The following is a 24,261-nucleotide window of genomic DNA, read 5'->3' as shown; positions in this document are numbered from 1 at the left end:
GGGCAGCTAAAGACTCAAACCGATGACCCTCGATACATGACCGTCGACCGCAGGCCCGAGGACGCCAGTGACACCGCCGTTCGGCCAGTCCCGCCTCAGGCAGACTTGCCATCGGCTGCAACTGAACGAGAGCCCAACGAACCTGCACCGGCTGGCAGCCCGGCGACGAACTCCAACTCGTCTGCAAAACGCCCCTCTGGTTCTCTTGGAGGCGGTCTTTCGTCACTTCGCCCGACTTCAACCCTGGCGCCATCGTCCGGTTCGCCCAAGGCGACTGCGTCTCGGCCCTGCCCTTGGCCTTTCCAGCGCCCGACCACGGCCGTTGATTGGCTCGATCATCCCGAGGATTACGACGGCACGCCGGCTGAGGCCGAGGCGATGGCCAAGCATCTTCAGTACACCATCAGTTTGCTTTCCGAACGAATTCGCCTTGATCCGAAGGCCCGAACAGACTCGGTGTTCAGGACGGCCTTGATCCAGGAGAAAGACCGGTTGGGTTTGCTTTTGAAGGCCGTGAAGGCGCAGGCCAAGGGCAACTTGACGCAGAAGCAGCGAGCCGCCATCCTTGCCCAGCGCAAGCGACTCGAAGAGTCTCACCGGAAGGAGGTAGTGCCTCGAGAGTTGCTGATCGAGGAGTACGTCCGGCAGGGTCTGAAGGATGGTCCACCGCCCGGCAAGTATCCGACGACTTGCCCCGGCGGAAATGTCGAGCTCGTGCCGGTTGATATCAGTACGCCGTAGCCCGCGCCCTCACGACGGAGCCTCGGCGCGAGGATGCAGGCTCGGAGCATTGGCCGGCGATTGTTGCTTTCTCCGGTCCACAAGCGTTGCCTGTGCCTCGCAGTCGGACAGCGTGAGGACTCTCAGAATACAGGAGCTGCGTTTTGGAAAACGAGCGTATCATTCTGCAGACGAACATTCCGGGGTTTCCGGTTCGGCGGGGCAAAGTTCGTGACATCTACGACCTGGGAGACAAATTGCTGATCGTCGCCAGCGATCGCATCAGCGCTTTCGACGTTGTCATGCCCAATGGGATCCCCTTCAAGGGTGAGGTGCTGGCGCGGATCAGCAGGTTCTGGTTCGACTTTGTCAAAGGCATCCGCCATCACCTGATCGAGTTCATCGACGAGAAGGCGCCGCCGGGATTCGAGCCATACTTGGATCAACTCGCCGGCCGTTCGATGCTGGTCAAGAAGACCAAGGTGCTGCCCATCGAGTGCGTGGTCCGAGGTTACCTGGCCGGTAGCGGGTGGAAGGAATATCAGAAAACGCAATCGGTTTGCGGCATCAAGCTGCCCCCAGGTCTTCGGCAGTGTGACAAATTGCCGGAGCCGCTTTTCACACCCGCTACAAAGGCCGAAGAAGGACACGACGAAAACGTGTCGTTCGAGCGAGCCTGCCAGTTAACTGACCCCAAGACCATGGAAACCGTGCGCCGGCTGAGCATTTCTGTCTATACCCAGGCGGCGGAGTATGCTCGCCGGCGCGGCGTCATCATTGCCGATACGAAGTTCGAATGGGGCTTCGACGGCGAGGAGCTGATCCTGATCGACGAGGTGCTCACGCCGGATTCGTCACGATTCTGGCCCGCCGACCAGTATGAGCCCGGTCGGGACCAGCCCAGCTTCGACAAGCAGTTTGTCCGCAATTATCTTGAGACGCTGAACTGGAACAAGACACCACCCGGGCCGGCACTGCCGACCGACGTCATTCTGGGTACGGCACGCAAGTACATAGAGGCCTACGAGCGCATCACCGGCCAGGAGTTTCCGAAGTCCTTGTGATTGCCGAACGCGCCGAGAAGCGGGCCCGAACCTTCCGTGTGATCGCTTCTTCCACGGCTGTTTGAAAGCGTCTTGCGAACCGCAGCCACGGTTTACCAAGCCAGCCGTGCCTGTCCGGTATAGCCCACCGGTCACGCCTGAAGGCCTACTTGTGGTGCGGTTGGTTTGTGAATGGGTTCCCAGTCTGCGCTGAAGCTCCGAAAGAACCGCACAGACGGTCTCGGGTTCGTTTCCGGCACCGTCAGAAAGAAAAAAGAAGGCGAAGATGCCTTGGTTTGCACCAGACGCCTTCGCCTTCCGGAGGGGAAAGAAGCGCAAGCATTTTGAGTCGGCCACGTTTGCGCGCCTAGGAGGGAAAACACCCTAAATATAATAAGAATCGTCGGAACGGCCCCGCAAAACCCTTCACTGGCGAATGTCCGTCCGTTCGTGTCTTATACTGGTTCCACCGCCTGCTTGGTCTGCAAACCTGTTCGGTACGAGATTTCAGAATCGGTAGGTCGCCGGTCGTCGCTCGGAGAAAACATCGGTGTTGGGAGCAACCAACTTGTCTGCCGCCTCGCCCAAGTGAAGAACAACGACAGGGGGTAGCGTGGATTCAGACGAGGTATGGGTCAGAATCGTGCCATCGGGTCCGATGATCGCGACGAAGGAAGTGTTGATCGCGATCACGAACACGCGGTTTTCGAGGGCCCGCGCCCGTAGAATCGGCAGATCAGACGGCTCCTCCCAGAAGATCAACATGGCCGCGCCGTCGAGCACCATGCTTCTTGGCGTTGCGAAGGAACGGGCCGCGGGACCCACAAGGCAGGCAGCACGACCAGCGGCCAGATCGATCATTTGGCATGCGGGTGGCGGGAGCAGGAGGCGGACGCCAAGATCTGCCGCGACCCGCCGCAGGTTCCTCTCGTCGTCGATATTAGCCGCCTGAGCCACCAGAAGGTCGGGCTTATGTTGCTGCAAGTGGCGCAGCACTGGCCCGTTGGCGGCAAGTGCCCGCGGCCGAACAAATGCAGTCATCAAAGCCACCCGGAGGGGGAGCAGATCAGAAGCCCTCAACCGGACCGGTGCAGACTGGCTCAGCAGCCTCGCCGTGTGTTCCCTTGGATCCGCCTGCCTGTTGGATTTCGCCGGGGTGATTTGCGCGCAGATCACGGCCTCACCGGTCGGACCGGCCTCTGCGGCCAAGGAACCGTCTGCCCGGACGATCCGGCTCTGCCCCACATAGCCGAACCCGGGCAGTTCCACGCCCCACTTGTCGGCACAGACGATGGGCAAACCAAACTCGCGCGCTCGAGCTTCGATCAGAAACTCGACTTGCGGATTGTGGAATTCGCCGGCCTGACGGGCGCTGTTAACCCAGCAGGTCGGCATGGCCAGCAACTCGGCGCCGTCGGCGGCCAGCGTGGCCAGGATTTCGGGCGAACGGGTCTCGGCACAGATGATCATGCCGATCCGGCCCAGCTGCGTGTCGAACGTGCGAATCTGGTCACCTGCCGTGTACCAGTCATGTTCGAGGTGCCAGAGGAATGTCTTGTGCGTCCGGCCAATCTCGCGGCCGTGGTCGTCGAGCAACACGGCGGCATTGTGCAGCCGGTTTCCGCCATCGTCGACAAAGCCGCTGACGATGTGCATCCGGCAATCCGCCGCCCGCCCGGCCAGCCATCGAACGAAATCCTCGCCGGGCATGTACCTGCCGGCCCGGTAGGATTCAACCGAACCGAGCAGGTAAGCCGGGTATGCACATTCGGGCAGAACCAGCAGGTGGGCGCCGGCTCGATGGGCTTTGCGGATGGCGCTGTCCAGGGAAGCCAATGTCAGCTCGGCCTCCTCCCCGGACCGGGCTGAGATTTGAGCCGCCGCGACCGTCATACAGCGAGAACCGCCCATACAGCCGCGCGATGGTAGCGCAACCAACAAGGCTATGCAACACGTTCGAGACGCCTTATAATCCTAGCGACGCTTAGGAAGTGACCTGCCACTATGTCCGAACGTGATTACTACGAAGTGCTCGGAATACCGCGCAATGCCACACCGGATCAGATTAAGCGTGCTTACCGCAGTCTGGCCAAGAAGTATCACCCCGACCGCAATCCCGGCGATAAAACCGCGGAGAGCCGCTTCAAGGAAGTCCAGGCGGCCTACGAGGTATTGAGCGACCCTGAGAAGCGCAAACTCTACGACCAGTTCGGCCACGCCGGGGCACGCGGTCCAACCGGCGGCTGGCGGTCGGGGCCCGGCGGACAACGCGTCTACACGTGGAAGTCGGGTGGGGGGCCCGATATTCCCATCGAAGATCTTGATGACCTGTTCAGTGTCTTCGCGGGGGGCAGCGGACGCCGAAAAGGAACGGGGCGAAGCATCTTCGAGGAGTTCTTCAAGAGTGCAGGTCGATCGGGAGGCGAGTTCCACGAGCAAGCGGCGGCGGGAACGGACGTCGAACATCCCGTGGAGCTGAGTTTTGAGCAGGCCGTCCAAGGCACCAAGCTCGACCTGACGCTGACCGAGCCCCGCACGGGGGCCACCCAGCGCATTACCGTGAAGATTCCGCCGGGCGTGGCTGATGGCCAGCGAATTCGGCTTCGCGGCAAGGGCGGCTCGGGCGGACCTGGGATGCCGGCAGGCGATCTGTACATCGTTTGCCGGGTCAAGCCTCATCCGTATTTCAGGCGCGAAGGCAACGACATCTATCTTGACCTGCCCTTGACCATCTCAGAGGCTGCCCTTGGGACCCGCGTGGAGATTCCCACCCTTGCCGGACGGACCATGCTGACCGTTCCTCCAGGAACGCCGAGCGGCGCCAAACTCCGCCTCAAAGGCCAAGGCGTCCGAGTCGCCGGCAAAGTCCCAGGTCATCTCTACGCGGTGGTGCGAATCGTTCCTCCAAAGTCTCCGACGCCTCAGCAACGCGAGCTATTTGAGAGACTCCGCCAGACCGAGCAGGAGTCGCCACGAGTCGGCCTGGGCTGGTGACGCGATCCATCTCCTCGCGCGTCACGATGTTGTCGCCCGCGGTTCTCTCGTGACCGGCTATCGTCGCGTTTTCCTTTCCTGTTTCTCAATGCGCGCAAAAAAACGCCCGCGCGTTTTAAGGGGAGGTTAGAGTCGCGGAGAGCGCGGGCGCAAGGGAATGGCTTTTTTGTCTGGGGCGTCTTTGCGCGCGCCCCGTCACCCGCGGCTGAATTTGAGACCGCCGCGGATCGGTCTCTGTCGTCCTCCAAAGCGAGACTGCGCTTCCCTCTTCTTCAGACTGCTCGTGTCCCCCGGTTTCGGTTCCTACGCTACTGGGGTGATTTGTCTGTTGCATGGAACCGAAACCGGACGGGGCTATCCACCCCACCGACCACGAGTTTATCACAACTGACTCGTGTCTTCCACACGTTGTGAGGCGGTTTTCTGTTTCGAGCGCGGGTCATTTGATCTGAAACGGCGACTGCCTGTTTCAAGTCGGCGATTCGTCAATCATTGGTGTTTGACGGTTCACAAGACATTGCTCCGAGGCTGCTGATATGGTCTGACTGATATCACGACATGCTCAGGTATACAATCAAGCGGTTCGCAGCTTGCACTGCGGGTTTTGCATGGGTACAAACGCCGCGTCCTGGTTTTGGTCGCTTTGATGCGGAGGTTTCGTCGTGATTGTGGGCTCACATCGCACGTCGTGCGGCGTCGGTTTCGTTGCGCTTGCCATGAGCCTTAACGGCTGCGCTCATCCTCAATCCTTGCCGGTGCGGGTTCTATTGATCAGCGACCGAGACACGTGCGCGTGCAGCCGGTTCGCAGACCGACTCACCGGGCGGGGCGAGGTTCAGATTCATCTCGTGGAGAGCCTCGACGGCATCTCATCATCTGCAAAGACCGATGTCTTGCTGCTGGATTGGGCCTCACCGATCGAGCTCGATGACGTCACCGAGCGGAACATCGTTCAGTTCGTACGATCCGGCAAAGGGATTGTGGCCATGGGATACTCGCTGAAAGGCGTTTGCTCATGTCCAGCACTCAGCGGCATACTTGGCGGTTCGGCCAAGAGCACGATGCGGTCAGGCGATGTTTCCTTTGTCGTTCTCGACCCCGCTGATGCGACGATGTTGGGTATCGGCGGGGGCCTGGCTTGGGTGGATGAGCTCCCCATCATCAATCCGTCGATCACGCGGGATAACAACGTTCTGATCCGAACGGCCGAGCCGCCGGCCTTTCCAGGCGACGGGATTGCAGGTAAACCTGTACCTGTCGCATGGACCAGACGAGTCGGCGAAGGGCGCGTGTTCGCGACCGTGCTGGGGTGCGAAGATGCCGTGCTGGGGGACGAGCGGTTCATTACTATCATTCACAATGCCCTGCGATGGTGTGGCGGGCGGATGGCGGACACAAGGCACAATGTGCTGAGCGTGCCGGAGCAACAGGCAGGCTTCGAGCTTCTGTTCAACGGCCGGGATCTGACCGGTTGGACCGGCGATCCTAAACTGTGGTCGGTCGAAAACGGCGAGATCGTCGGACGCGGCGAGAAGCTGCCGCACAACGTCTTCCTCATTCACGACAAAACCTACTCTGATTTCGTGCTGCGTTATTCGGTGAGATTGGTGAATCACAACAGCGGCGTGCAGTTTCGCAGTCAACGCTTCCCGGAGTTCGTGGTGAAGGGTTACCAGGCGGACATCGCCGACCGGTGGTACGGCAGCCTGTACGAGGAAGGACTGGGGCGGGGCGTCCTGGCGGACGGTTTTGCCGGTAAAGGAGAAAAGGTCGCCCGGATTGACGGCTGGAACGACATGGCGGTCAAGGCCGTGGGAACCCGCATTACGATCAAGCTGAACGGCCTGACCACGGCTGACTTCACGGAGACTGATCCGAATCGGCCCGGGAGCGGTGTCATCGCCCTGCAACTACACGCAGGGCCGCCGATGGAGGTCCGCTTCAGGGATATCCGCATTCGGCCGCTGGCGGAGGCCGCGAAAGAGCAGGATTCTCTCAAGCCCTTCCGGCCAGGCATTGCCGAACGCGCTTCAGGCTCTTTTCCTTGCCCAGCAGTGCCAGCGTTTCGCCGATCGGCGGGCTGATGGTCGAGCCCGAGACGGCCACACGGATCGGTTGGGCGACTTTTCCCATGTTGACCGACTGCTCCTGACAAATCTGCTTGAGCAGAGACTCCACGTTCTCCGCGGTCCAGGGGTCAACCGACTCAAGTCTGGGCACCAGCGACTCAAGCATGCGATACCCGGCGTTATCCCCCTTGGTCAACACTTTCTTGATCGCGTCGGGATCATACGCGATGTTCTCATCGGCATCATAGATGAAGCCGCATTTGTACTCGATATCGGCGAAGGTGCGGAAGCCTTTGTTGATTCTCAGCAGGGAACGTCTAGTCGCCTCGTCGAGCTTCGCCCGGCTGATGCGCAAGTCGGGATTGACGGCCAGGTAATCGTCAAATGCCACTGCGAGCCTTTCTTCGCTTGCCGATGCCCCGGCGTCGGTGTTAAAGGCGATCAGCTTGTCGCGGTCGAACCTGGCGTTGGTTCGTCCGATGCGATCGATGCTGAAGAGTTCGATCATTTCTTGCAGCGTCATCTTTTCGCGGTCCCGGCCCGGTGACCAGCCAAGCAGGGCGATGAAGTTGACCAGGACCTCCGGCAGATAGCCGGCCTGTCGAAAAGCGAAAACCTCCACAGCGCCGTCGCGCTTTGACAACTTCCGTCCCTGCATGTCCATGATGAGCGGCAGGTGTGCGTAACGGGGCGTCGTAAAGCCCAAGGCCCGCTGGAGAGCGATATGGCGCGGCGTCTGGGACAGGAACTCCTGCCCGCGAAGCACGAAGTTGACCCCCATAGCGGCATCATCGGCGACATTGGCCAGGTGGTACGTGGGCATGCCGTCAGCCTTGAGGATGATAAAGTCGTCCAGTTCACGCGCTGAGACGGTGACATCTCCCATCACTTCGTCGTGGACGGTGACGTCCTGGCCGGGGGCCTTGAATCGAACGACCACCGGTCGACCGGTCTGCCGTGCCTTGCGGACGTCGCTTTCGTCCGGAAAGGTCGCCGGGCGGGGGTACATGAACGCTTGCTTCTTGGCCTCGGCTTCGGCTCGCATGGCCTCCAACTCCTCGGCGGTGTCAAACGCGTAGTAGGCGTTGCCGCTTTCGAGGAGGCGATTCACGACGGAGCGATGGTACTCCAGTCGCTGTGATTGGTAATAGGGCCCGTTTGGTCCGCCCACGCCCACGCCTTCGTCCCACTGTAAGCCAAGCCAGCGCAGGTCTTCCATGATCTTCTGATCCGCCCCATCGACGTTTCGAGCGGTGTCGGTGTCCTCAATGCGCAGGATGAACGTTCCGCCGGTCTGGCGGGCGATGAGCCAGTTGAACAGAGCCGTGCGGGCACCTCCGATGTGCAGATATCCGGTGGGTGATGGCGCAAAGCGCACGCGGGCGGGTGATGTTGAACTCATAACGCTTTCTTGTCTGCCTCGGTGTCAGTGGATGGCGGAACAAGGCCGGTCGCCGGTGCGGCCGCGGCCCGACCAGCCCGGCCGGTCAGGCGGCCGGCGACGTAGCGAGCCGGCCCGCTCAGAGCAAAAGCCCATGCGATCACCAGCAGGCTCAACTCGGTGTAGATCCAGATGAGCGGGAACGCCAGCAGAATCAAAATCACGTGTTCGAGAGGCCGGCGGCGCAAGAGCCAGTTGGCGGCGTGGGCATACCGCAACCGGCTGACCATCAAGAGCGCCAACACCAGTGTACAGAACGGCAAAACCTTGGTCAGGAAATTGGCCGACTGCGCCCATTCGCTGGATGCATCGATGCTCTCGTGCAGGAAAACGACGCTGATTACCGCGATGGCCGCACCGGGTGACGGTAGACCCTTGAAACCCTGGTGAGCCGCTTCGTCCAGGCTTGCCTCGACGTTGAATCTTGCCAGGCGAAGAGCCGCGCAACACGCATAGATGATCCCCACGAACAGGGTCAACCGGCCGAAGTGTTGGAACTGCAGGGGTGCATAGCCCCATTGGGTGATTTCGCGGTGCACCAACGTGACCATCATGACCGCCGGGGCAACGCCGAAGCTTACGATGTCGGCCAGAGAGTCAAGCTGCTCTCCGAACTTGCTGGCTTGTCCTGTTTTGCGAGCCACTCGACCATCAAGCGCATCGCACAATAACGACCCTACAATCATCCATGATGCGAATGAGAGGAACGAAGGGGCGTATTTCTGCAAGAGCTCGCGCCTGAACGTCAGGGCCACATCGGGGCTTCTCGGGGCATGGATCTCTTCAAGGTCTCGTCCACAACTGTGTATTGCCGCGAAGCCGAAGCAGAGGTTGCCGAGCGTCAGCAGCGTTGGCAGCATGCCAATGGTGCGCAGTCGTCGGCGTTTGCGGGCGGCGCGTCTCTCGATGGCGGCACTCTCGCGGGTAACGGGTTTGAGCATCGGTCATGACTCCTTGGCAATTGACCGCGAGTTCGCTTGGCGGGCCACAACGGTCACGGCTCCATAAGCGCGGTCGCCAACGTTTACGGCCGGGGCATAACCACTGTCGGTCCTGATGATCAGTTCCGTCCGCGAGCCGAACTTGATCAGGCCGATCCGCTGGCCCGTTTCGACGCGATCGCCGACCTTGACGGCGCACACCACGCGCCGAGCGATCAATCCGGCGATCTGTCGGACCACGACCGGCCCTTTGGACGGGTCGTCCGGCTCGATGACGATGGTGTTGGCCTCGTTGAGCCGGCCGGAATCCGGGTCCCGGGCGTCGAGGAACTGGCCCGGCTGGTAGGTGATTCGCCGGACCGTACCGGAACAAGGGCTGCGATTCACGTGGACGTCAAACACGCTCAAAAAGATGCCGATTCGCGTTGCCGGCGAGCCCACGTCAGGGTGCCCCTCTAGGTTCGATACTTCGACCACCTTGCCGTCGGCAGGGGCGACCAGAATCCCCGTCACAGTCGGGGTCTGCCGTTGCGGATCCCGAAAGAAAGCCATGCCACCCAGCCAAAGAACGGTCGCTAACCCGCCCGCGAACCATGCCCAGGAGTGCCCCGAGGCGGCAACGACATAGAAAGACGCGGCCGGGCAGGCCAACACCAGTGTCAGGATGATCATCTCCCGGCAACCGGCCGGGGCCAATGGGATTCGCATCTCACGTGACTCCCCCAAGGCTTCTCCACCCCCGCTTTATCGTAGCAGCAACGGTTCGCCTGCAAAAGGTCGGCCGAGAGGCTGCACCCCGCCCGGCCATGACCCTGCCCGCAACCGCATTCTCGGACCTTCGCGCCCCGCAAGCGGTCGTTCCGCAACTTCGTGGGACATGAGTCGTAGCAGAAGATGGGTGCATTGACCTGCCGCAGGCTTGGGGGCATGATGCAATTCTGCAAACCCGGCTTTGCCGGGAACTCTCGGACCGCGCGAGCGTCTAATATGGCGAAACAGACACCGGTATCGGCCCAGCCCGGCACCATCAATGTCGAGGACGCGCTGCTGGTCGAACAGGTCCGAGCGGGCGACATGAGTGCGTTTTCCCGTCTGGTTGCCCGATATCAGGACCGTATCGTCAATACCTGCTGGCGAGTCAGCGGGAACCACGACGACGCCCAGGACCTGGCTCAGGAGGCGTTCCTGCGGGCCCTGGAGCGCATCGACTCGTTCGAGCAGAGGGCGGGTTTCTATACCTGGCTGTTTCGGATCGCCGTGAACCTGGCCCTGTCGCATCGACGTAAGGCAGCCCAAGTGGTGAAGCTGTCGCTGCACGGCTCGGACGGCGGCATGCGGACGGAGCATCAGGCGGCGCGGCTGGTTGGCCGGGTCACGCGGGAGGCTGACGACCCCTCCGCGAAGGTGGCATCTCGTGAGGCCGGCAGGCTCGTGGCCGAGGCGATCGAGCAACTGGACGACGAGTCGCGAGCGGTGGTAGTGCTTCGCGATATCGAGGGATTCGATTATCAGCAGATCGCCGAGATGCTGGATCTGCCGATGGGGACGGTTAAGTCTCGGTTGTACCGGGCAAGAATGGAGTTGCGCGGGCGGTTGGGCCCGGAGTTGTCGCCTGGATGAGGTGGTGCCGCCGAAGGAGCGGCCAATGTGGTATGAACGCTGAACGACGCGAGTATCTGGAGATGCAACTGTCCGCCTACTTGGACGGTGAATTGACACCGCAGGAGCAGGCGGAAGTTGAGGCGTGGCTGGCCGCCGATCCGGAGGCCCGCCGGCTTCTTGCGCAGCTCCGTGCAACCGTCGAAGCTGTTCAGTCGCTGCCCCGAGCCCGGGCGTCGGAGGAACTGCTGGGCAATCTGCGGACCAGACTGGAACGTAAAGCCCTGCTGGACGCGCCGGGTCCGGCCGAGGTAGTCACCAGAACGCCGACCCCGTCGTGGGGCAAGTGGGTTGCGGCGGCGGCCGTGATCGCCCTAACCGTCACGGCCGGTTACTTCACCTGGACGCTACGATCGGAGCAACAGGTAGGTGGCACACAACTCGCATCTCGCGACCGCAAAGAGGCTGCTGAGCCAGAGTTTTCGGCGGCGACGGAGAGGACAAAGCAAGACATTGCACCCGAGGAGTTGTTCAAGCACCGCGAGGCCGGGGACACGACTTTAGCCGCCGGGCCGGCCGTTTCACCTCCGGCTTCCGCGAGTCCCGCACGTAAACCATCGGAACGGGCGCCCGGAGGAGCACCTGCCTTGCCGGCCCCAGGCAAACCTCTCGCAAGTCTGAACGAGGGAGAATCGGTCCGCGCAGAGCAAGGCAAAAAGGGTGATTCATTAGCCGAGGCCCCGGCCGCTCGTGGAGCCGTGGCTGATGCACTGATCGGCGGTGCAGAGAAAGATGTACTCGGGGACAAAAAGCCGGATATGTTGAGCTTTGCCGGTCGGCCTGAGGGGCGCAGCGCAGAAAGCGGAGGCATACAACAGCAGTACGCCACGGCCCTGGTTCCGGGGGCGGATCTCGCGGAAGGTCGGACTCGCGTGCTGACCTTCTCTTTTGCCGACGCGAGCAGCCGCAGCAAGGCGATCGAGTCGCTTCAGCGAGAGCTTCTGCAGGGTGAGGGTAACGAAGAGGCCAAGTCGTCTGCTGGTGTGCCGCATGCGCCGCGACGCAGCGTAGCCGCACCGCAGGAAACGCACCCGGCGGAGATGGCCCCCCAACCTTCTGCTCAGGCTGGCGATTCGGTTCGCCACCGCAGACAGGAACTGGGAGTTCGTTCCCTTCGAGATGGCGGGACCAATGGGGTTGTCGCAGATGATTGGGGGGCAGCCCCGGGTGCGGTCAAGGTCGCCTCGATCGACACGAATCCGGATTCTGCCGTGAACGTTCTCAAGGTGGTCACCGTCAACGGCGCCTCAGCGGATCGACTCATGGCCGTGCTCAACAACCGCGACTGGTCCGCCGGCCGCCACCGCTATCTCGCCGAGGACGCGGAAGCGGTGCAACTCCGGGACCACAAAGCAAAAGAGGACGGCCCAGGACCGGATCGACGGCCGACAACAACGGTGTTTGACGATGCTGCCGACAGAGTGTGGGACGACGACGACGGCGACGGAGTGTCAGACTGGATGAAGCTTCCAACGGCTCTTCCGAAACCACCGGCAACGCAGCCGTCTCGGAAATCACTTTACCTCTCTGATGCCGACACAATCTCACCGTTGGATGGAAAGATGACTTGGGACTTAGCTCGCATCTTTGAGAACGGCGGCCGAGACGACGTCATGACGGATGAGGAAGGCGTGGCCAACCAGGTCTACGATATGGCTCTGAGGCCTGACCGGAGCATTGTCCTTGATACGGGCGCGGAACCCCACGCCACGACTTCACCTGCCGATTCGCCGCAAGATGAGGCATCTTACGGCACGGGTGGGATGGGCATGATGGGCGGCGCGGTTGCCGGGACTGGTCTGGAGGGCATGGGCGCAGGCTATGGGGGTTACGCCGCAGCACAAAGTAAAGGATCGACTCCCAGGTATGCCGGCTCTTGGTTTGGCCAAAGCAGTTCCCAACCCGCGTCGGCGGGCGGGTCCCGGCCGGCCGATAGCAACCTGCTGGTGGTGTACTTTGAGGTGCTCTCACCGGACACGCAGCCTACGGCCGCCTCGTCCACCTCCGCGCCGGCCTCTGCAGATCTGACGTCACAGCCCGCCGCGAACCCGTGATCCTGTGCCGGAAGGCGGGGATAACCGCAACACCGCTGTGACCGGGAAATGATCGGATGGGTAACGACCGTCCGTGTTGTCGTACACAATCGCGGCTTCAGCGACCGTCCATTCCGGCGAGGCAAGGATATAGTCAATCTTCTCTCCTTCGCGGTTGCCGGAAAAGCCGTTGAAGGTGCCGACGATCTTCACATCGGGATGAAGCACGCGGAAGGTGTCAACCAGGGCCGGCACGACCGCGCAAGGACCCCGTTTGGCGGGTACCGTGGCAATCTCACCTTTCAGATATCGCACTACCGGGTTGCCTTCGCCCGCGTTGAAATCGCCGGTCAGGATGAGCGGGTCCGGATGCGCCCGGCCGCCCATTCGCTGGGCGATCAACTCGGCGCCCAGTTCGCGAGCCGGTTGAGACTGATGGTCCAAGTGGGTGTTGAACATGTAGAAGGTGGCACCACTTTGGCGGTCGTGGAGATGTGCCCAGGTGCAGATTCGGGTAATGTTGTTTCCCCAACTTCGCGAGCCGGGTACTTCGGGAGTGTCTGACAGCCAGAAGGTGCCGTGCTCTTGCACGTCGAAGCGGGCCGAGCGGTAGAAGATGGACGACGCCTCGCCGCCTGCCTTGCCGTCGTCGCGTCCGGCAGACACCTCGTCGTATTCAGGCAGCGCCTCCCGCATTTCGTCCAACTGGAACCGCAGGGCTTCTTGCAGGCCGACCACGTCCGGCCGATGGTCGCGGAAGACCTGGAAAACCATCTCGCGGCGTTTGTCCCAGTGATTGGGCCCATCGTTGGCGGTGCCATAGCGTATGTTGAAACTCATCGCTCGCACTTCCAGTGTGCCGCTCGTGCCTTGGCCGAGGCCTCCGTGCTGACAACCTGCCATTGTCAGTGTCACAACCGCCAGTGTCAGAATTCGCATGGATTCTCCTCTCGTGAACAAGGTCCGCATGTCGGCCGCCCGGATCGTTCGAACCACCGATGGTAAGCGTTCCCGCCGGTCTCGCCAAGCTGCGCCGGCGGCTGGCCTTCTGCGGCAGTCCGTGTATAGTGTTCACGCGTTTGCCCGGGTGGCGGTGCGGTGGCCGGTCCGGGCCGGTTTGCCGCGCAGGATTTGTGCATCACGCCACGGCGGGCAGTATCCCCGGATCACGAGGCGGCAGCACGGAATGCCCATTCATCCTTCTGCAATCATTGACCGGCGAGCCGAGATCGATCCGACCGCCGATATCGGTGCCTATGTGATCGTTGAAGGCGTCGTTCGCATCGGTGCCGGGACCCGTGTCTATCCTCATGCTTATCTCACGGGTTGGACCGAGATCGGTCCGAACTGCGAGATCCACCCGAACGCCGTCATCGGCCACGCTCCGCAGGATCGGGCCTATGGTGGTGAAGAGACCTACTGCCGGATCGGTGAGGGCACTATCGTACGAGAAGGGGCGTCTATCCATCGCGGGACGGCCCCTGGTTCGGCAACGGTGGTCGGCGATCGCTGTTTCCTCATGGCCAACTCGCACGTCGGGCACAACTGTCAGGTGGGCGACGACGTCAAGATGGCCAACGGGGCGCTCCTGGCCGGCCATGTCCACGTTGGCGACGGCGCATTTCTCAGCGGCAATACCGCGATTCACCAGTTCTGTCGTGTTGGCGACCTCGTCATGGTTCGGGGCGGCATTGCCGTAAGCATGGACGTGCCGCCTTATTTTACCGTCGGACTGTCAGGGCTATGTGCCGGCATTAACATCGTCGGTTTGCGGCGAGCCGGTTTTGCCCCTGAGCAGCGGCGGGAAGTGCAGCAGGCCTTCCGGACCCTTTACCGTTCCGGAATGACCTTTCGAAAGGCCTTGGACGAACTGGCCCAAACCGTCAAGACCGATGCCGGTCGCAAAATCGTCGAGTTTCTCCGGTCCCCATCCAAGCGCGGCATCGTGGGCTGTATCCACAACCGACGCGGACGGGCAACGGCTGCCGAAACCGAGGAATGAGCGGCTGCCGCAAGCGTCATTCATCCTGAATCAGCATCCCGCGCGCATCACGGCGATACATTGATCGGCGCGTCGTCTTCCATCTCGCCGCCCGGACCCAGTTGCCGAATACGCTCCAGCAGTCTCAAGCTGACTCTCCTCAGCGCTTCTTTATCGCCGCTGGGGATCCAGTAGCGGCTCAGGTCGATCGGCTTGCCGAATCGAACGCGGGCATGATGGCGACGGAAGAAGGACCGGGCAATGTTCTCGTCGTAGTGTGTGCCCCAGATGTGCGCAGGCACAATCAGGGCGCCGCTGTGCAGGGCAAGCATGGCGGCGCCGAGTTTGGGCTCGCGAACCTCCCCAGGCTCAGGGATGCCACCCTCAATGAAAATCCCGAGTGCACGGCCGTCGCGCAGGTGGCGCAGAGCTGCGCGTGTGCCGGCAGCGTCATGCCCGTCTCGCCGCACCGGCACACAACCGATCATGCGGATAAGCCGCCCGCCTATCGGAATGTGCGTGTATTCCTCTGCAACCAGAAACCCGATCAACCGGTGCGATGTGCCCGCGATGAGCAACAGCGGATCGATGCCGCAGGTGTGGTTGGCCACAACGATGACCGCTCCCTCGGCCGGCACCGTGCAGGCACCCTCCCGGCGAAACCGGAACCACCATTTGCAGTAGAACTCATTCAGGTTCCACCAGAACTGCTTGGCCGGTGGCAACGGTCCGTGTCGCAGTCGAATACTCCAGACTCTCGCCGAGATCCCGGTCACGACTGCGGCCGCGCCCAGCAAGACCCAGCCGATCCAATCGCTGAGATTCGACCAGCGCGGAATACCAAGCGCTCCCACCACCGCCAGCAACGCGGCGGTGCCGGTCAGATACGACATCCCGAAAACTCCCCCTCGTAACCTGTTCGGCACGATTCGCTGGAGCAGGGCGTTGCAGGCGACCGTGGCGCCGGCAAAGAACGTCCCGGCAAAGGCGGCTGCGGCGGCTCCCGCCCAGAAGGCCGGAGCGGATGACATCGGCAGCAGCGCAAGACCCGCCAGGACGGCAATGGCCAGCGTGACCGCCGGCAGCGACCAAGCGATGATCGCCTCACCGCGCAAGGCGTCGGCGATGCTTGTCAGAATGAGAGCCCCGACCAGCAAACCACCGGCGAGAAACGACTGAAACACCCGAACGTCAATCACGCCCTGTCGACCCCACACGTCCCTCATCAGTGTGGGAGCGGCGCCCCAGATGAGGGCTCCGCAGCCCCAGACAAGCATGTTGAGAAGAATCAGCCGGGCCGCCCGCCGGTGCCCACAGATGTAGCGTGCGGTCTCGCGAAGGGTTCCGATACCCGTGACGTGGCGGGGCGGCCTACGATCTTTTCCGGCCGGCTGCCGAATGAGGCACAAAAGGAGCGAACTGAACAAGAATGACACTGAACTTGCGAGCAACGCCGTCCGCGGCAATTGCCTGTCGGCCAGATATCCACCCGCCAGTACTGCCACCGCAACCGCCAAGACGACCAACGCACAGCTCGCAGCGTTGGCTCGGGCAAGTCGGTGCCTGGAAACCAGACCGGGCAGTAGCGCTGATTTTGCCGGCCAGAGCAACGCCAAGGCAATTCCTCCACCAGTCAAGATCAGCACGTTCCATGACGGGGCCAGCGGTCTACGAGAGGTCAGCACAACCAGTCCGGCCGTCACCGCCGTCGCGACCAAACCGACGGCGATCATCAGACCTCGCCGCGGAAGGCGATCAGCCAGGAGCCCGCCGAAAGGACCCAAGAGGAAAAACGGGAACATAAACAGGCAGATCGCGAGCGTCTGGGCGCGCACACCAGCCTTGTCCGCGATCCCAACAAGCCCACCGGCCGCGACCGCTGCGGGCAAGCAGCTCCCGACGATGGCCGCTGCGCATCCCAAGCAGAGCGGCAGTAAGATCCGGTTGACAAGCGCGCCCGCGTCCGCATCAGGCTGACGACTGCGGTACGCAGCGGTTGTTGTGCTGGCCATAGCTGTTCCTTGGGTACGAATCATGACCTTATTAATGGCCCGGCATTTTAACGGTAGCGGGCGCACGCTTCCCATGTGAGGCGGCGCCGATCCAGAGCTTATTCCATATACCCTTACCGGTACCCCGGCGCTTCGCGGATCGCGGGCCAAGCCTATTGACGCCCCGCCAGAATTGGGTAGGTTTGGTATTCGGCGCGGCGAGACGTTGCATGGGCTTGTTCTTTAGTCCTTGTTTGACAAGGCCTTAGGATTCGATAGCCCATTGGCCGCCAGGAGCCGGCCCAGACCGGCGGCACCCGAAGGGCGCTTTGATGAGGACTCTACAGCTTTACGTCACCCGCGAGCTGCTCAAGACTTTTCTGCTTGCTGCCGTGGGCCTGACGCTGGTGCTGAGCCTCTGCGGGACCATGTCGACTGTCCTGAGGGTCGAAGTTCCGACGGCGACGACCGTCCTGTACATTCTTTGGCTGATCCAGCCGATGGTCTTGGCGGTGACGCTGCCGGTGTCCGCCCTGTTTGCTTGCGCGATCGTCTATGGCCGTCTGGCGGCTGACAACGAGTTTGACGCCTGCCGAGCCAGCGGGATTAACATCCACCGTCTTCTGGCTCCGGCCCTGGGGCTCAGCATTTTCACGGCGCTCTTCGCGTTTGCATTCAGCAACTACGTCATCCCCAAGGCCGCCGCGGGCATAGCCAGCCGCGTCCAATATGACATCTCCAAGTTCGCTTTCCAGGCCCTCAAGACCCGGGGCTACTTCAAGCGCGAGGATAAAAAGAAGAGCGAAGCGCAAATCCTGCACGCCGGCAAGGTTGACCTTGTTCAGGAGGGCGGTCACGACGTCCTCTTGATTCACGATGGCGCGTTTATCGAGTTGAAGGGGGACGAGCTGGTCCGCTGCGGCACAGTCAGGCAGGGAAGAGCGGACTTCAAGACCGCCCCGGAAAGCGGCGAGCCGCTGGTCGAGGCGTTCCTCACCGACGTCCGGCTGGTGGATTTGCAGGACATCCAGCAGGCTCGTCTGTATCAGGAGAAAACCCGACCGTTCGGTTCCAGGGAGCTGCCCAAGGTGTTGTTTTACGATCCCAAGTGGTCCTCGCTGGGCGACTTGCTGAAATACAAGAATGATCCGAGCCAGTTGCCCCCCCTTCGCCCCCAGCTCGGTGAGATTCGCCGCGAGGTGCGTGAAAGCCTCTTTTACAGACGACTCTGCGGCCATTTTGCGGCGAGCTCGGGACCATTGATCATCGAGGATGAGACGCAACGCTACGAGATCCGCGCCGCCGGCGCTCGGATGATCGAAGAAAACTTTACGCCGGAGCTGAGGGACGTGTCGGTGAAATGCGCGTGGACCGAGGAGAAGGGTCGAAAACGAACTCGGGTTTACCAGGCCGAGTCGGCTACGGTCCGCTTGCAGCGCAATATCGCCAACACGCGGGACATCGTTCTGATCAGCTTGCTGGGTGGCGTTACATTCACCGACTCGGCTCAACCCGGCAGAACGTTTCCGCACGCCGCCCTCGATTTGCAGCCCATCGCCGCCCCGCCGAGTCTCCTTGAAGACGATCAGCAATACTCGGATGCCAGGCTGCTCGGTCTGGGCGATATCATGAACCGGAAGATCCGGTCGCGCGCTCAACTGCAAAGCGCAGTGAAGCCCCTTGGCCTGGGGCCGCAGATCGAGAAGCTCCGGCTCAAGGCTGTGCTCGACATGCTCCGCCAACGACATCAAATCATCGGCTCTCTGCATTCGAGGCTGGGTCTGTGTGCCAGCGCCCTGGTGACCATCATTCTGGCAGCGGCCTTGGGCATCATCTTCCGAAACGGCCAGTTCCTGACCGCCTTTGCGATCAGTTTTCTGCCGGCCCTGGCGATCGTGGCCATGAATATGCTTGGACGGCGCCAGGCCGAGAGCATCGATCCACACCTGCACGTCCTTGGCGTGGGCATCATCTGGGCGGGTATCCTGTTATTGGCCCTGGTTGACTTGGTGGTCCTGAAAAGGTATCTGAGGCGTTGAGGCGAGCCGGGCAATGGTGAGGATTCTCGATCGATATCTTCTTCGCAATTTTCTCGCCAACTACATCCTTTCCCTGCTTATGTTAATCAGTCTGTATGTGGTGCTCGATCTGTCTTTCAACGCCGATGAGTTCACGGAAACGATGACCGAGGGGCCGCAGCAGCAGTCGTCATTCCTCGGCGGAGCGATCAAGGTTCTCGCCAACATCATCGACTATTACGTCTTCAACATCCCGCTCTATTTCGCTCAGCTTTCCGGCGTGATTACCCTGTTCGCAGCCTGCGTGACCCTGGGGCGACTTCAGCGGCAAAACGAGATGACGGCGGTATTGTCCTCGGGAACGAGCATGTACCGGCTGGCCATGCCGATCATTCTTGCAGGTCTGGCCATGAACGCCTTGCTCATCCTCGACCAGGAAATGCTGATCCCCGCGCTCGCGCCCAAGATCGCCCGTCCGCGCGACGATGTCGAGGGTGCTCGCATCCACAAGGATCTTTGGTATATCAAGGACGCGGACGGCCGTTTATTCAGCGCTCAGGAGTTCTTGCCGAAGGAACAGGAGATCGGCGGTCTCATCGTCATCGAGCGGTTCACCGATCCGGGCGACCCCGCCAACTACGGCCAGCTCCGTTCGGTGATCCGCGCCGATCACGCCCGGTGGAACGACCGCAACGGCGGATGGGAACTGACGCAACGGGCGTTTCGGTTGGACATCGGTCGCCGGGCGGAATTCATCGTGAGTGATACGGGCGAGAGGCTTACGCCCGTGGTCACTGATTTCTACAAGACGGACCTGTCGCCGGCCAATCTGCTGCTTCGAAAAAGCGCTCAGTGGCTTGACTTCCTGAGCCTCAGACAGATCAAGACGTTGCAGAGTCGCGGTGACGCCGACCCGGTTCGGGTCGCTCGCATCCGGCACACCCGATTCACGCTGCCGATCAGCAACATGGTGCTGCTCTTGCTGGGCATGCCGTTTTTCATGAACCGGCTGCCCGGCAACGTGTTGGGTCAGGGCTCAAAGGCCTTGGCGATCTGCGCGGTTGCTTTTCTGACTACCTTCCTCGGGCAGCAGGTCGTCGGTACCACCGGCGGCTTCTGGCAGGCGCTGCCCTATTGGCTGCCGATCTTCATCTTCGGTCCGATCGCCGTCCTTTTGCTCGACAATGTCGATACCTGAGAAGGCACCGCTGACGGTCATGGCGGGGGCGGGTTATGGAAAAGTGAAGCTGTTTGTGGGAGTCCCGTATGATGTCAAAGCGAGTTCTGGCTTTCATGGCCCATCCCGATGATGTGGAGTTCACCTGCGCCGGCACGCTGATCCGGCTCAAGAACGAGGCCGGCTGCGAGATCGCGATCGCTACGGCCACGAGCGGCGATTGCGGCTCAGTCCGGCATCGCCCGGATGAAATCGCCCGCATTCGCCACGCCGAGGCCGTGGCCGCGGCCGGCCTCCTCGGCGCCGACTACTACTGCGCCGGCTGCTCAGACGTGTTCATTCTCTATGACGAGCCGACCATCCGCCGCTTCGTCGAACTGATCCGCAAGACCCGCCCGGACATCGTGATCACCCAGCCGCCGACGGATTACATGGTCGATCATGAGATGTGCGGTAAGCTGGTGCGGACCGCCACGTTCATCGCCGGGGCGCCCAACCTGCTGACCAGGGATATCGACCCGGCACCGCCCACCGAACGGGTGCCACATCTCTACTATGCCGACCCGACGGAACACATCGACCCGATCGACGGCCGGCCCGTGACTCCCGATCTCGTTGTGGATATCACCTCCGTCATGCCAACCAAGGAAAAGATGCTCGCCTGTCATGCCTCACAACGCGACTGGCTGCGAAAGCACCACGGCATGGACGAATACATCGAAATCATGAAACGTGGCGGCGCTGCCCGCGGCAAATTGATCGGCAAGCCCTATGCCGAAGGCTTCCGTATCCACCGCGGGCATCCCTACCCGCAAGACGATGTGATTGCCGAGCTGCTGAAAATCCGGAAGTAGGCGGGGCCCCGTTCCTTCGGGTTCGCGTCGCACCCCATTCCGGCGACCGCCACGGAAGCAAGCTCTGCCGTTTTCCTACTTGTTGAGCCTCAGGAGCCTGTCCAGTTCCGCCTTGTCGCTCGTGGCGGTGATGTTGCAGGTCAGATCGACGGTCTCCCCCGGCTCAAGCATGCGGAGCCAGCCGCGATCGCGGTCGATGGGGCGCCCCTCGACGCCGGCCGTCATCGGTTCAAGGGCCCCGGTGTATGAGCCGCACGGACCCCAATGCTGCCAGTTGCCCATTCGCGGGTACTGCCTCTTGGGGAATTCGATCTTCACGCCAAAACCGCGCTTGCGGTTGACCACCCCGGCCAGGACCATGCCTCTGGCATCGGTTTTCGGATCGATATAGGTGAACACCTCGCCGGTGCCGCGATGGGTTTCCTGCGGCTTGGGGGCGGCGCGAAAATCCTTGCGCTTGCCGAACCACTCGGCGCTGTCGCCGCGACAGGTCAGCTTGCCACTGTAGCAATAGGTGCTCGCCTCGGGCTCCAGCAGGGGATACCCAAAGTTGATGTGCAGCAGCCAGCAGTGCGGCACAGGTTGATTGCCGCAGTTAACGAAGCGGTCGCGGATGCGAATCGTCGGTTCGCCGAGCGTGCTGCTGATGGTCCGGCGAAGCTCGACGTTCGGCCCGAAGACGCGAGCGGTACGGACCAAACCGGTAATGCTCATATCGAGCTTGCCGGTTGGCAGGTCGGGATTGACGATCGACTCGATGATCGCCCGGCTGTGCGAGTGCGTGCCATGCAGACCGTAGTCGTGGCCCTCCTCGGAGAACGGGGCGCCCGTGTTCAGCGGACCGCAACTGACGACCAGCCCGCCATAGAATCCGCGGAGCCAGTCCATGCCGCGGTTGTACGCATGAGACGGGGCGTTGGTGCCGGTCAGGGACAGCCAAGTCAGCGACTGGTTCATGTATTCGGCGTCGGCGATGTCCAGGCCGCGATCGATGACCACTTTGTAGCGCAGCCCGCCGCCGGTATTGACCCAGGCGATCCGAACATCGCGCCCGGGACCATTGTCCAGAACCGAAGTCTCGATCCCCCCCAGTTGCAGCACATTCATTACCGGGACGTCAGCGTACTTGCCCGCAGCGGTCGTCTTCTTGGCCATGATCATCTTCCTCCTATCTCATGATCTCATTGCCTGCTCAGGAGCCTTTGGCGGTTCGCGACATTCTACCGGGCACGTCGGCAGGCGGAAACAGCCAGTCACATCGCACGAAACCCTGGTTTGTGGGCTGACAGACAGGCGTCATTCGGCACGGCCGTTCGCCGGACCGGCAACGCGGCGCAACACGGCACCATCCGGCTCAGCGGTTGGCGTACCGGGCGGCCACAGTCCCCTTCCAGACCAGAACGACGTCGAGAAGCAACCATGCTGCAACGGGCATGCACCAGAAGAAGAACTCCAGCGGGTCGTTGTGGATAAGGAGAACGCGCTGCATGGCGAGAAAGACGTCCATGGATTCCACGTAAAACGTCAGGATTGTCCACCCGCAGCCGAACAGGAGCCACAGGATCGTCAGAAGGCCAAGATGGGCCTGCATCTGCATCGCAGCCGGAAGCAGGTTGCGGTTGTTCTGCCAGGACAGGATCCACCCCACGATAGCGGCGATCAACAGCGTCGCGCCGACCACGCTGACGGCCGAGGAGATGCCTGCCAAAGGGGCAGCAACGGTGAAGAATTCCTTGCCGACAATCAAGGAGAAGTCGTCGTCGGAATTCCTGAAATGAATCCATAGAGACGCACAGAAAGCCGCGCTTGCGGCCAGGATACCAACCAGCAGGGGTGCCGCCAGGTTCCATCGGTACCGCCGCGACGGCTGGTTGATCTGGATCAGCCGCCCGAATTGACAAGGCCGCCGCATGGCCTCGATGCTGCTCTTCCACCATGCGGCAAACCAATGTTCCTTCGTTGAACGGTCCAGTGGTGTGCCTGGTCGGACGTCCGGCCCCAGGGAGTCAATAGCCGGCGTGCCACATTCCGGGCACCTGCCGTCAAGGGCAGAGCCGGTCAGGTTGTAGCCGCAGAACTCGCACGTCGGAGGACGCACGATCGAAGGCAACTTGCGTGGCGCGCCGATCGCCCGCAGCAGAGACCACAGCACCCAGACAACACCCGCAATGCAGGTCCAGCCTATGATTTCCGCCGAGTTGCGAACGATGAAAGGCCGTGTGCTTTCGTACTCCCGCAACGTCTGCAGCCACCGCTTGTTGTACGAGCTGATCTGGAGTGTGTATTCGGCTTGTGCCGCCTGGTAATCCTTCATGGCCTGGGAATCGGGCGCGGCACCGGCTGGATAGGTCGGCGGAGTGGGAAACGTGAAACTGGGGTACGGGTGCCGAGCCTCGAAGCTGCGAGCCGCCGCGGAGATCGGGACGATCATCAGCCCAATCAACAAAATGAGCGGAACCGCCTGCGTCGAGAGCAGCCAGGTGTGCCGCAGGGCATGGGCGTAGCTGCAGCGCAACGGTTCGTCGCCGGCGCCCCAAGGTGTCAGGATGAACGCCGCCGCGAGGAAACCGAGTTCAATGAAGCCTGCCGTGATACCAGTCACCACGGCGGCGATGTCGGGGTGATCCATCCAGAAGAGCCCGAAATCCGCCCATGGGCTCCAACTGTCGCCGGAAGCCGTGGATTCAAGATCGATCATCAACATACAGGTCACGAAAGCAGCGAGTGCGCCGAGAAGATGAACCGTGAAGCACGACCAGAGGGGCATCCTGGCGACCACGGGCGCCCACTTGGCCGGTCTTAGCCACGGCGCCACGGTCGCCAGAAGCGACCCACGCGGTCCGGTATCGGCGACGGAATGCATCGACGGCACGTCGGTTGTCGCGGTCTCCGGGGTCGAGTCCGTCTGCACTCTTACAGTCATGGGCCGTCACACCTCGTGAATGCCGGGCGATCTTCAACTGCCCCAGGCAATCACCGATTCGCGTACCGCGCCGCGGCCGTTCCTTTCACAACAAGAACGAAGTTCACAACAACACCGGCCGCGCAGGGCAAGAACCAACACAGGAATCCCAGCAGAGCACCGTCGATTGACAGGGTGTCTCCCATCGACCGGAAGGCCCCTTCCATCGCCAGGAGAGTACAGCACACGAGCCAGACCCAGACGAGCACCGCCCATACCAGCCAGAAGCCGCCGAGATAGCATTGCATCTGCATGGCGGCGGGGTGCAGATTGCGCCCATGACATCTGGAGAGCACTCCCCCGACGACCGCCGCGATGAGCAGCGCCATGATGAGGACGGCTGCCGCGCTTGCTGCGCCGAAGACCGGCGCCGCCAGC

19 protein-coding genes are annotated in these 24,261 nt (G+C 61.8%); 10 read left to right on the top strand and 9 right to left on the bottom strand.

Features of this window, described 5'->3' with window-relative positions:
* Positions 1 to 378: 378 nt before the first annotated feature.
* Entirely contained in the window at positions 379 to 741 is a 363-nt protein-coding gene (locus PLL20_16170) for a hypothetical protein (GenBank protein ID HPD31528.1), read from the top strand.
* 143 nt (positions 742 to 884) lie between these two features.
* Positions 885 to 1,784 (top strand): phosphoribosylaminoimidazolesuccinocarboxamide synthase, encoded by a 900-nt coding sequence (locus PLL20_16165; protein ID HPD31527.1) that lies wholly within the window; start codon positions 885 to 887, stop codon positions 1,782 to 1,784.
* A 486-nt stretch (positions 1,785 to 2,270) separates the two neighbouring features.
* Here the strand turns inward: PLL20_16165 and PLL20_16160 are convergent, their stop codons facing one another.
* Positions 2,271 to 3,656: a nitrilase-related carbon-nitrogen hydrolase gene (locus PLL20_16160; GenBank protein ID HPD31526.1), complete on the bottom strand. Its 1,386-nt coding sequence runs from the start codon at positions 3,654 to 3,656 to the stop codon at positions 2,271 to 2,273.
* A 111-nt stretch (positions 3,657 to 3,767) separates the two neighbouring features.
* Between PLL20_16160 and PLL20_16155 the strand changes: the two genes are divergently transcribed.
* Together PLL20_16155 and PLL20_16150 are read left to right on the top strand one after the other, a co-directional pair.
* On the top strand, positions 3,768 to 4,757 hold the full coding sequence (locus tag PLL20_16155; GenBank protein HPD31525.1) for a J domain-containing protein: 990 nt from the start codon (positions 3,768 to 3,770) through the stop codon (positions 4,755 to 4,757).
* Positions 4,758 to 5,419: 662 nt separating this feature from the next.
* Positions 5,420 to 6,841: a DUF1080 domain-containing protein gene (locus PLL20_16150; GenBank protein HPD31524.1), complete on the top strand. Its 1,422-nt coding sequence runs from the start codon at positions 5,420 to 5,422 to the stop codon at positions 6,839 to 6,841.
* Here PLL20_16150 and gltX read toward each other — a convergent pair.
* Genes gltX through PLL20_16135 form a run of 3 tightly spaced genes read right to left on the bottom strand, consistent with a single transcriptional unit; the run spans position 6,753 to position 9,916 of the window.
* Complete coding sequence (gene gltX / locus PLL20_16145; GenBank protein HPD31523.1) at positions 6,753 to 8,228, bottom strand: glutamate--tRNA ligase; 1,476 nt, start codon at positions 8,226 to 8,228, stop codon at positions 6,753 to 6,755. The two genes, PLL20_16150 and gltX, sit on opposite strands and share 89 nt — an antisense overlap.
* Positions 8,225 to 9,208, bottom strand: a complete 984-nt coding sequence (locus tag PLL20_16140) for a phosphatidylcholine/phosphatidylserine synthase (GenBank protein ID HPD31522.1) — start codon at positions 9,206 to 9,208, stop codon at positions 8,225 to 8,227. Before PLL20_16140 ends, gltX begins: the two co-directional genes overlap by 4 nt.
* Before the next feature lie 3 nt (positions 9,209 to 9,211).
* A complete protein-coding gene (locus tag PLL20_16135; GenBank protein HPD31521.1) occupies positions 9,212 to 9,916 on the bottom strand; it encodes a phosphatidylserine decarboxylase in 705 nt (234 codons plus the stop codon).
* Positions 9,917 to 10,195: 279 nt separating this feature from the next.
* Here PLL20_16135 and PLL20_16130 point away from each other — a divergent pair, with 279 nt between their 5' ends.
* Together PLL20_16130 and PLL20_16125 are read left to right on the top strand one after the other, a co-directional pair.
* Positions 10,196 to 10,828 (top strand): sigma-70 family RNA polymerase sigma factor, encoded by a 633-nt coding sequence (locus PLL20_16130; protein ID HPD31520.1) that lies wholly within the window; start codon positions 10,196 to 10,198, stop codon positions 10,826 to 10,828.
* A 32-nt stretch (positions 10,829 to 10,860) separates the two neighbouring features.
* Positions 10,861 to 12,921 (top strand): hypothetical protein, encoded by a 2,061-nt coding sequence (locus tag PLL20_16125; GenBank protein ID HPD31519.1) that lies wholly within the window; start codon positions 10,861 to 10,863, stop codon positions 12,919 to 12,921.
* Here the strand turns inward: PLL20_16125 and PLL20_16120 are convergent.
* A complete protein-coding gene (locus PLL20_16120) occupies positions 12,898 to 13,839 on the bottom strand; it encodes an endonuclease/exonuclease/phosphatase family protein (GenBank protein HPD31518.1) in 942 nt (313 codons plus the stop codon). The genes PLL20_16125 and PLL20_16120 overlap by 24 nt on opposite strands.
* A gap of 247 nt (positions 13,840 to 14,086) precedes the next feature.
* Here PLL20_16120 and lpxA point away from each other — a divergent pair, with 247 nt between their 5' ends.
* A complete protein-coding gene (gene lpxA / locus PLL20_16115; GenBank protein HPD31517.1) occupies positions 14,087 to 14,902 on the top strand; it encodes an acyl-ACP--UDP-N-acetylglucosamine O-acyltransferase in 816 nt (271 codons plus the stop codon).
* 47 nt (positions 14,903 to 14,949) lie between these two features.
* On the opposite strand, the gene PLL20_16110 is transcribed toward lpxA, so the two are convergent.
* On the bottom strand, positions 14,950 to 16,893 hold the full coding sequence (locus PLL20_16110) for an MFS transporter (protein HPD31516.1): 1,944 nt from the start codon (positions 16,891 to 16,893) through the stop codon (positions 14,950 to 14,952).
* A gap of 311 nt (positions 16,894 to 17,204) precedes the next feature.
* Here PLL20_16110 and PLL20_16105 point away from each other — a divergent pair, with 311 nt between their 5' ends.
* From PLL20_16105 to PLL20_16095, 3 genes are all read left to right on the top strand, one after another.
* Positions 17,205 to 18,911 (top strand): LptF/LptG family permease, encoded by a 1,707-nt coding sequence (locus tag PLL20_16105; GenBank protein HPD31515.1) that lies wholly within the window; start codon positions 17,205 to 17,207, stop codon positions 18,909 to 18,911.
* A gap of 13 nt (positions 18,912 to 18,924) precedes the next feature.
* Positions 18,925 to 20,088 (top strand): LptF/LptG family permease, encoded by a 1,164-nt coding sequence (locus PLL20_16100; protein HPD31514.1) that lies wholly within the window; start codon positions 18,925 to 18,927, stop codon positions 20,086 to 20,088.
* 71 nt (positions 20,089 to 20,159) lie between these two features.
* Positions 20,160 to 20,921: a PIG-L family deacetylase gene (locus PLL20_16095; GenBank protein ID HPD31513.1), complete on the top strand. Its 762-nt coding sequence runs from the start codon at positions 20,160 to 20,162 to the stop codon at positions 20,919 to 20,921.
* A 75-nt stretch (positions 20,922 to 20,996) separates the two neighbouring features.
* Here the strand turns inward: PLL20_16095 and PLL20_16090 are convergent, their stop codons facing one another.
* The 3 genes from PLL20_16090 to PLL20_16080 all read right to left on the bottom strand — a co-directional run.
* Positions 20,997 to 22,076, bottom strand: a complete 1,080-nt coding sequence (locus PLL20_16090) for a DUF4432 family protein (GenBank protein HPD31512.1) — start codon at positions 22,074 to 22,076, stop codon at positions 20,997 to 20,999.
* A gap of 199 nt (positions 22,077 to 22,275) precedes the next feature.
* Positions 22,276 to 23,844: a hypothetical protein gene (locus PLL20_16085; GenBank protein ID HPD31511.1), complete on the bottom strand. Its 1,569-nt coding sequence runs from the start codon at positions 23,842 to 23,844 to the stop codon at positions 22,276 to 22,278.
* A 50-nt stretch (positions 23,845 to 23,894) separates the two neighbouring features.
* On the bottom strand, positions 23,895 to 24,261 hold a 367-nt coding region (locus PLL20_16080), incomplete at its 5' end, for a hypothetical protein (protein ID HPD31510.1).

The sequence above is a fragment of the Phycisphaerae bacterium genome, from assembly GCA_035384605.1.
Taxonomy (GTDB): domain Bacteria; phylum Planctomycetota; class Phycisphaerae; order UBA1845; family PWPN01; genus JAUCQB01.
Note: the sequence above shows the minus strand (reverse complement) of the source record. Positions and strands in the feature narration are given on the sequence as shown.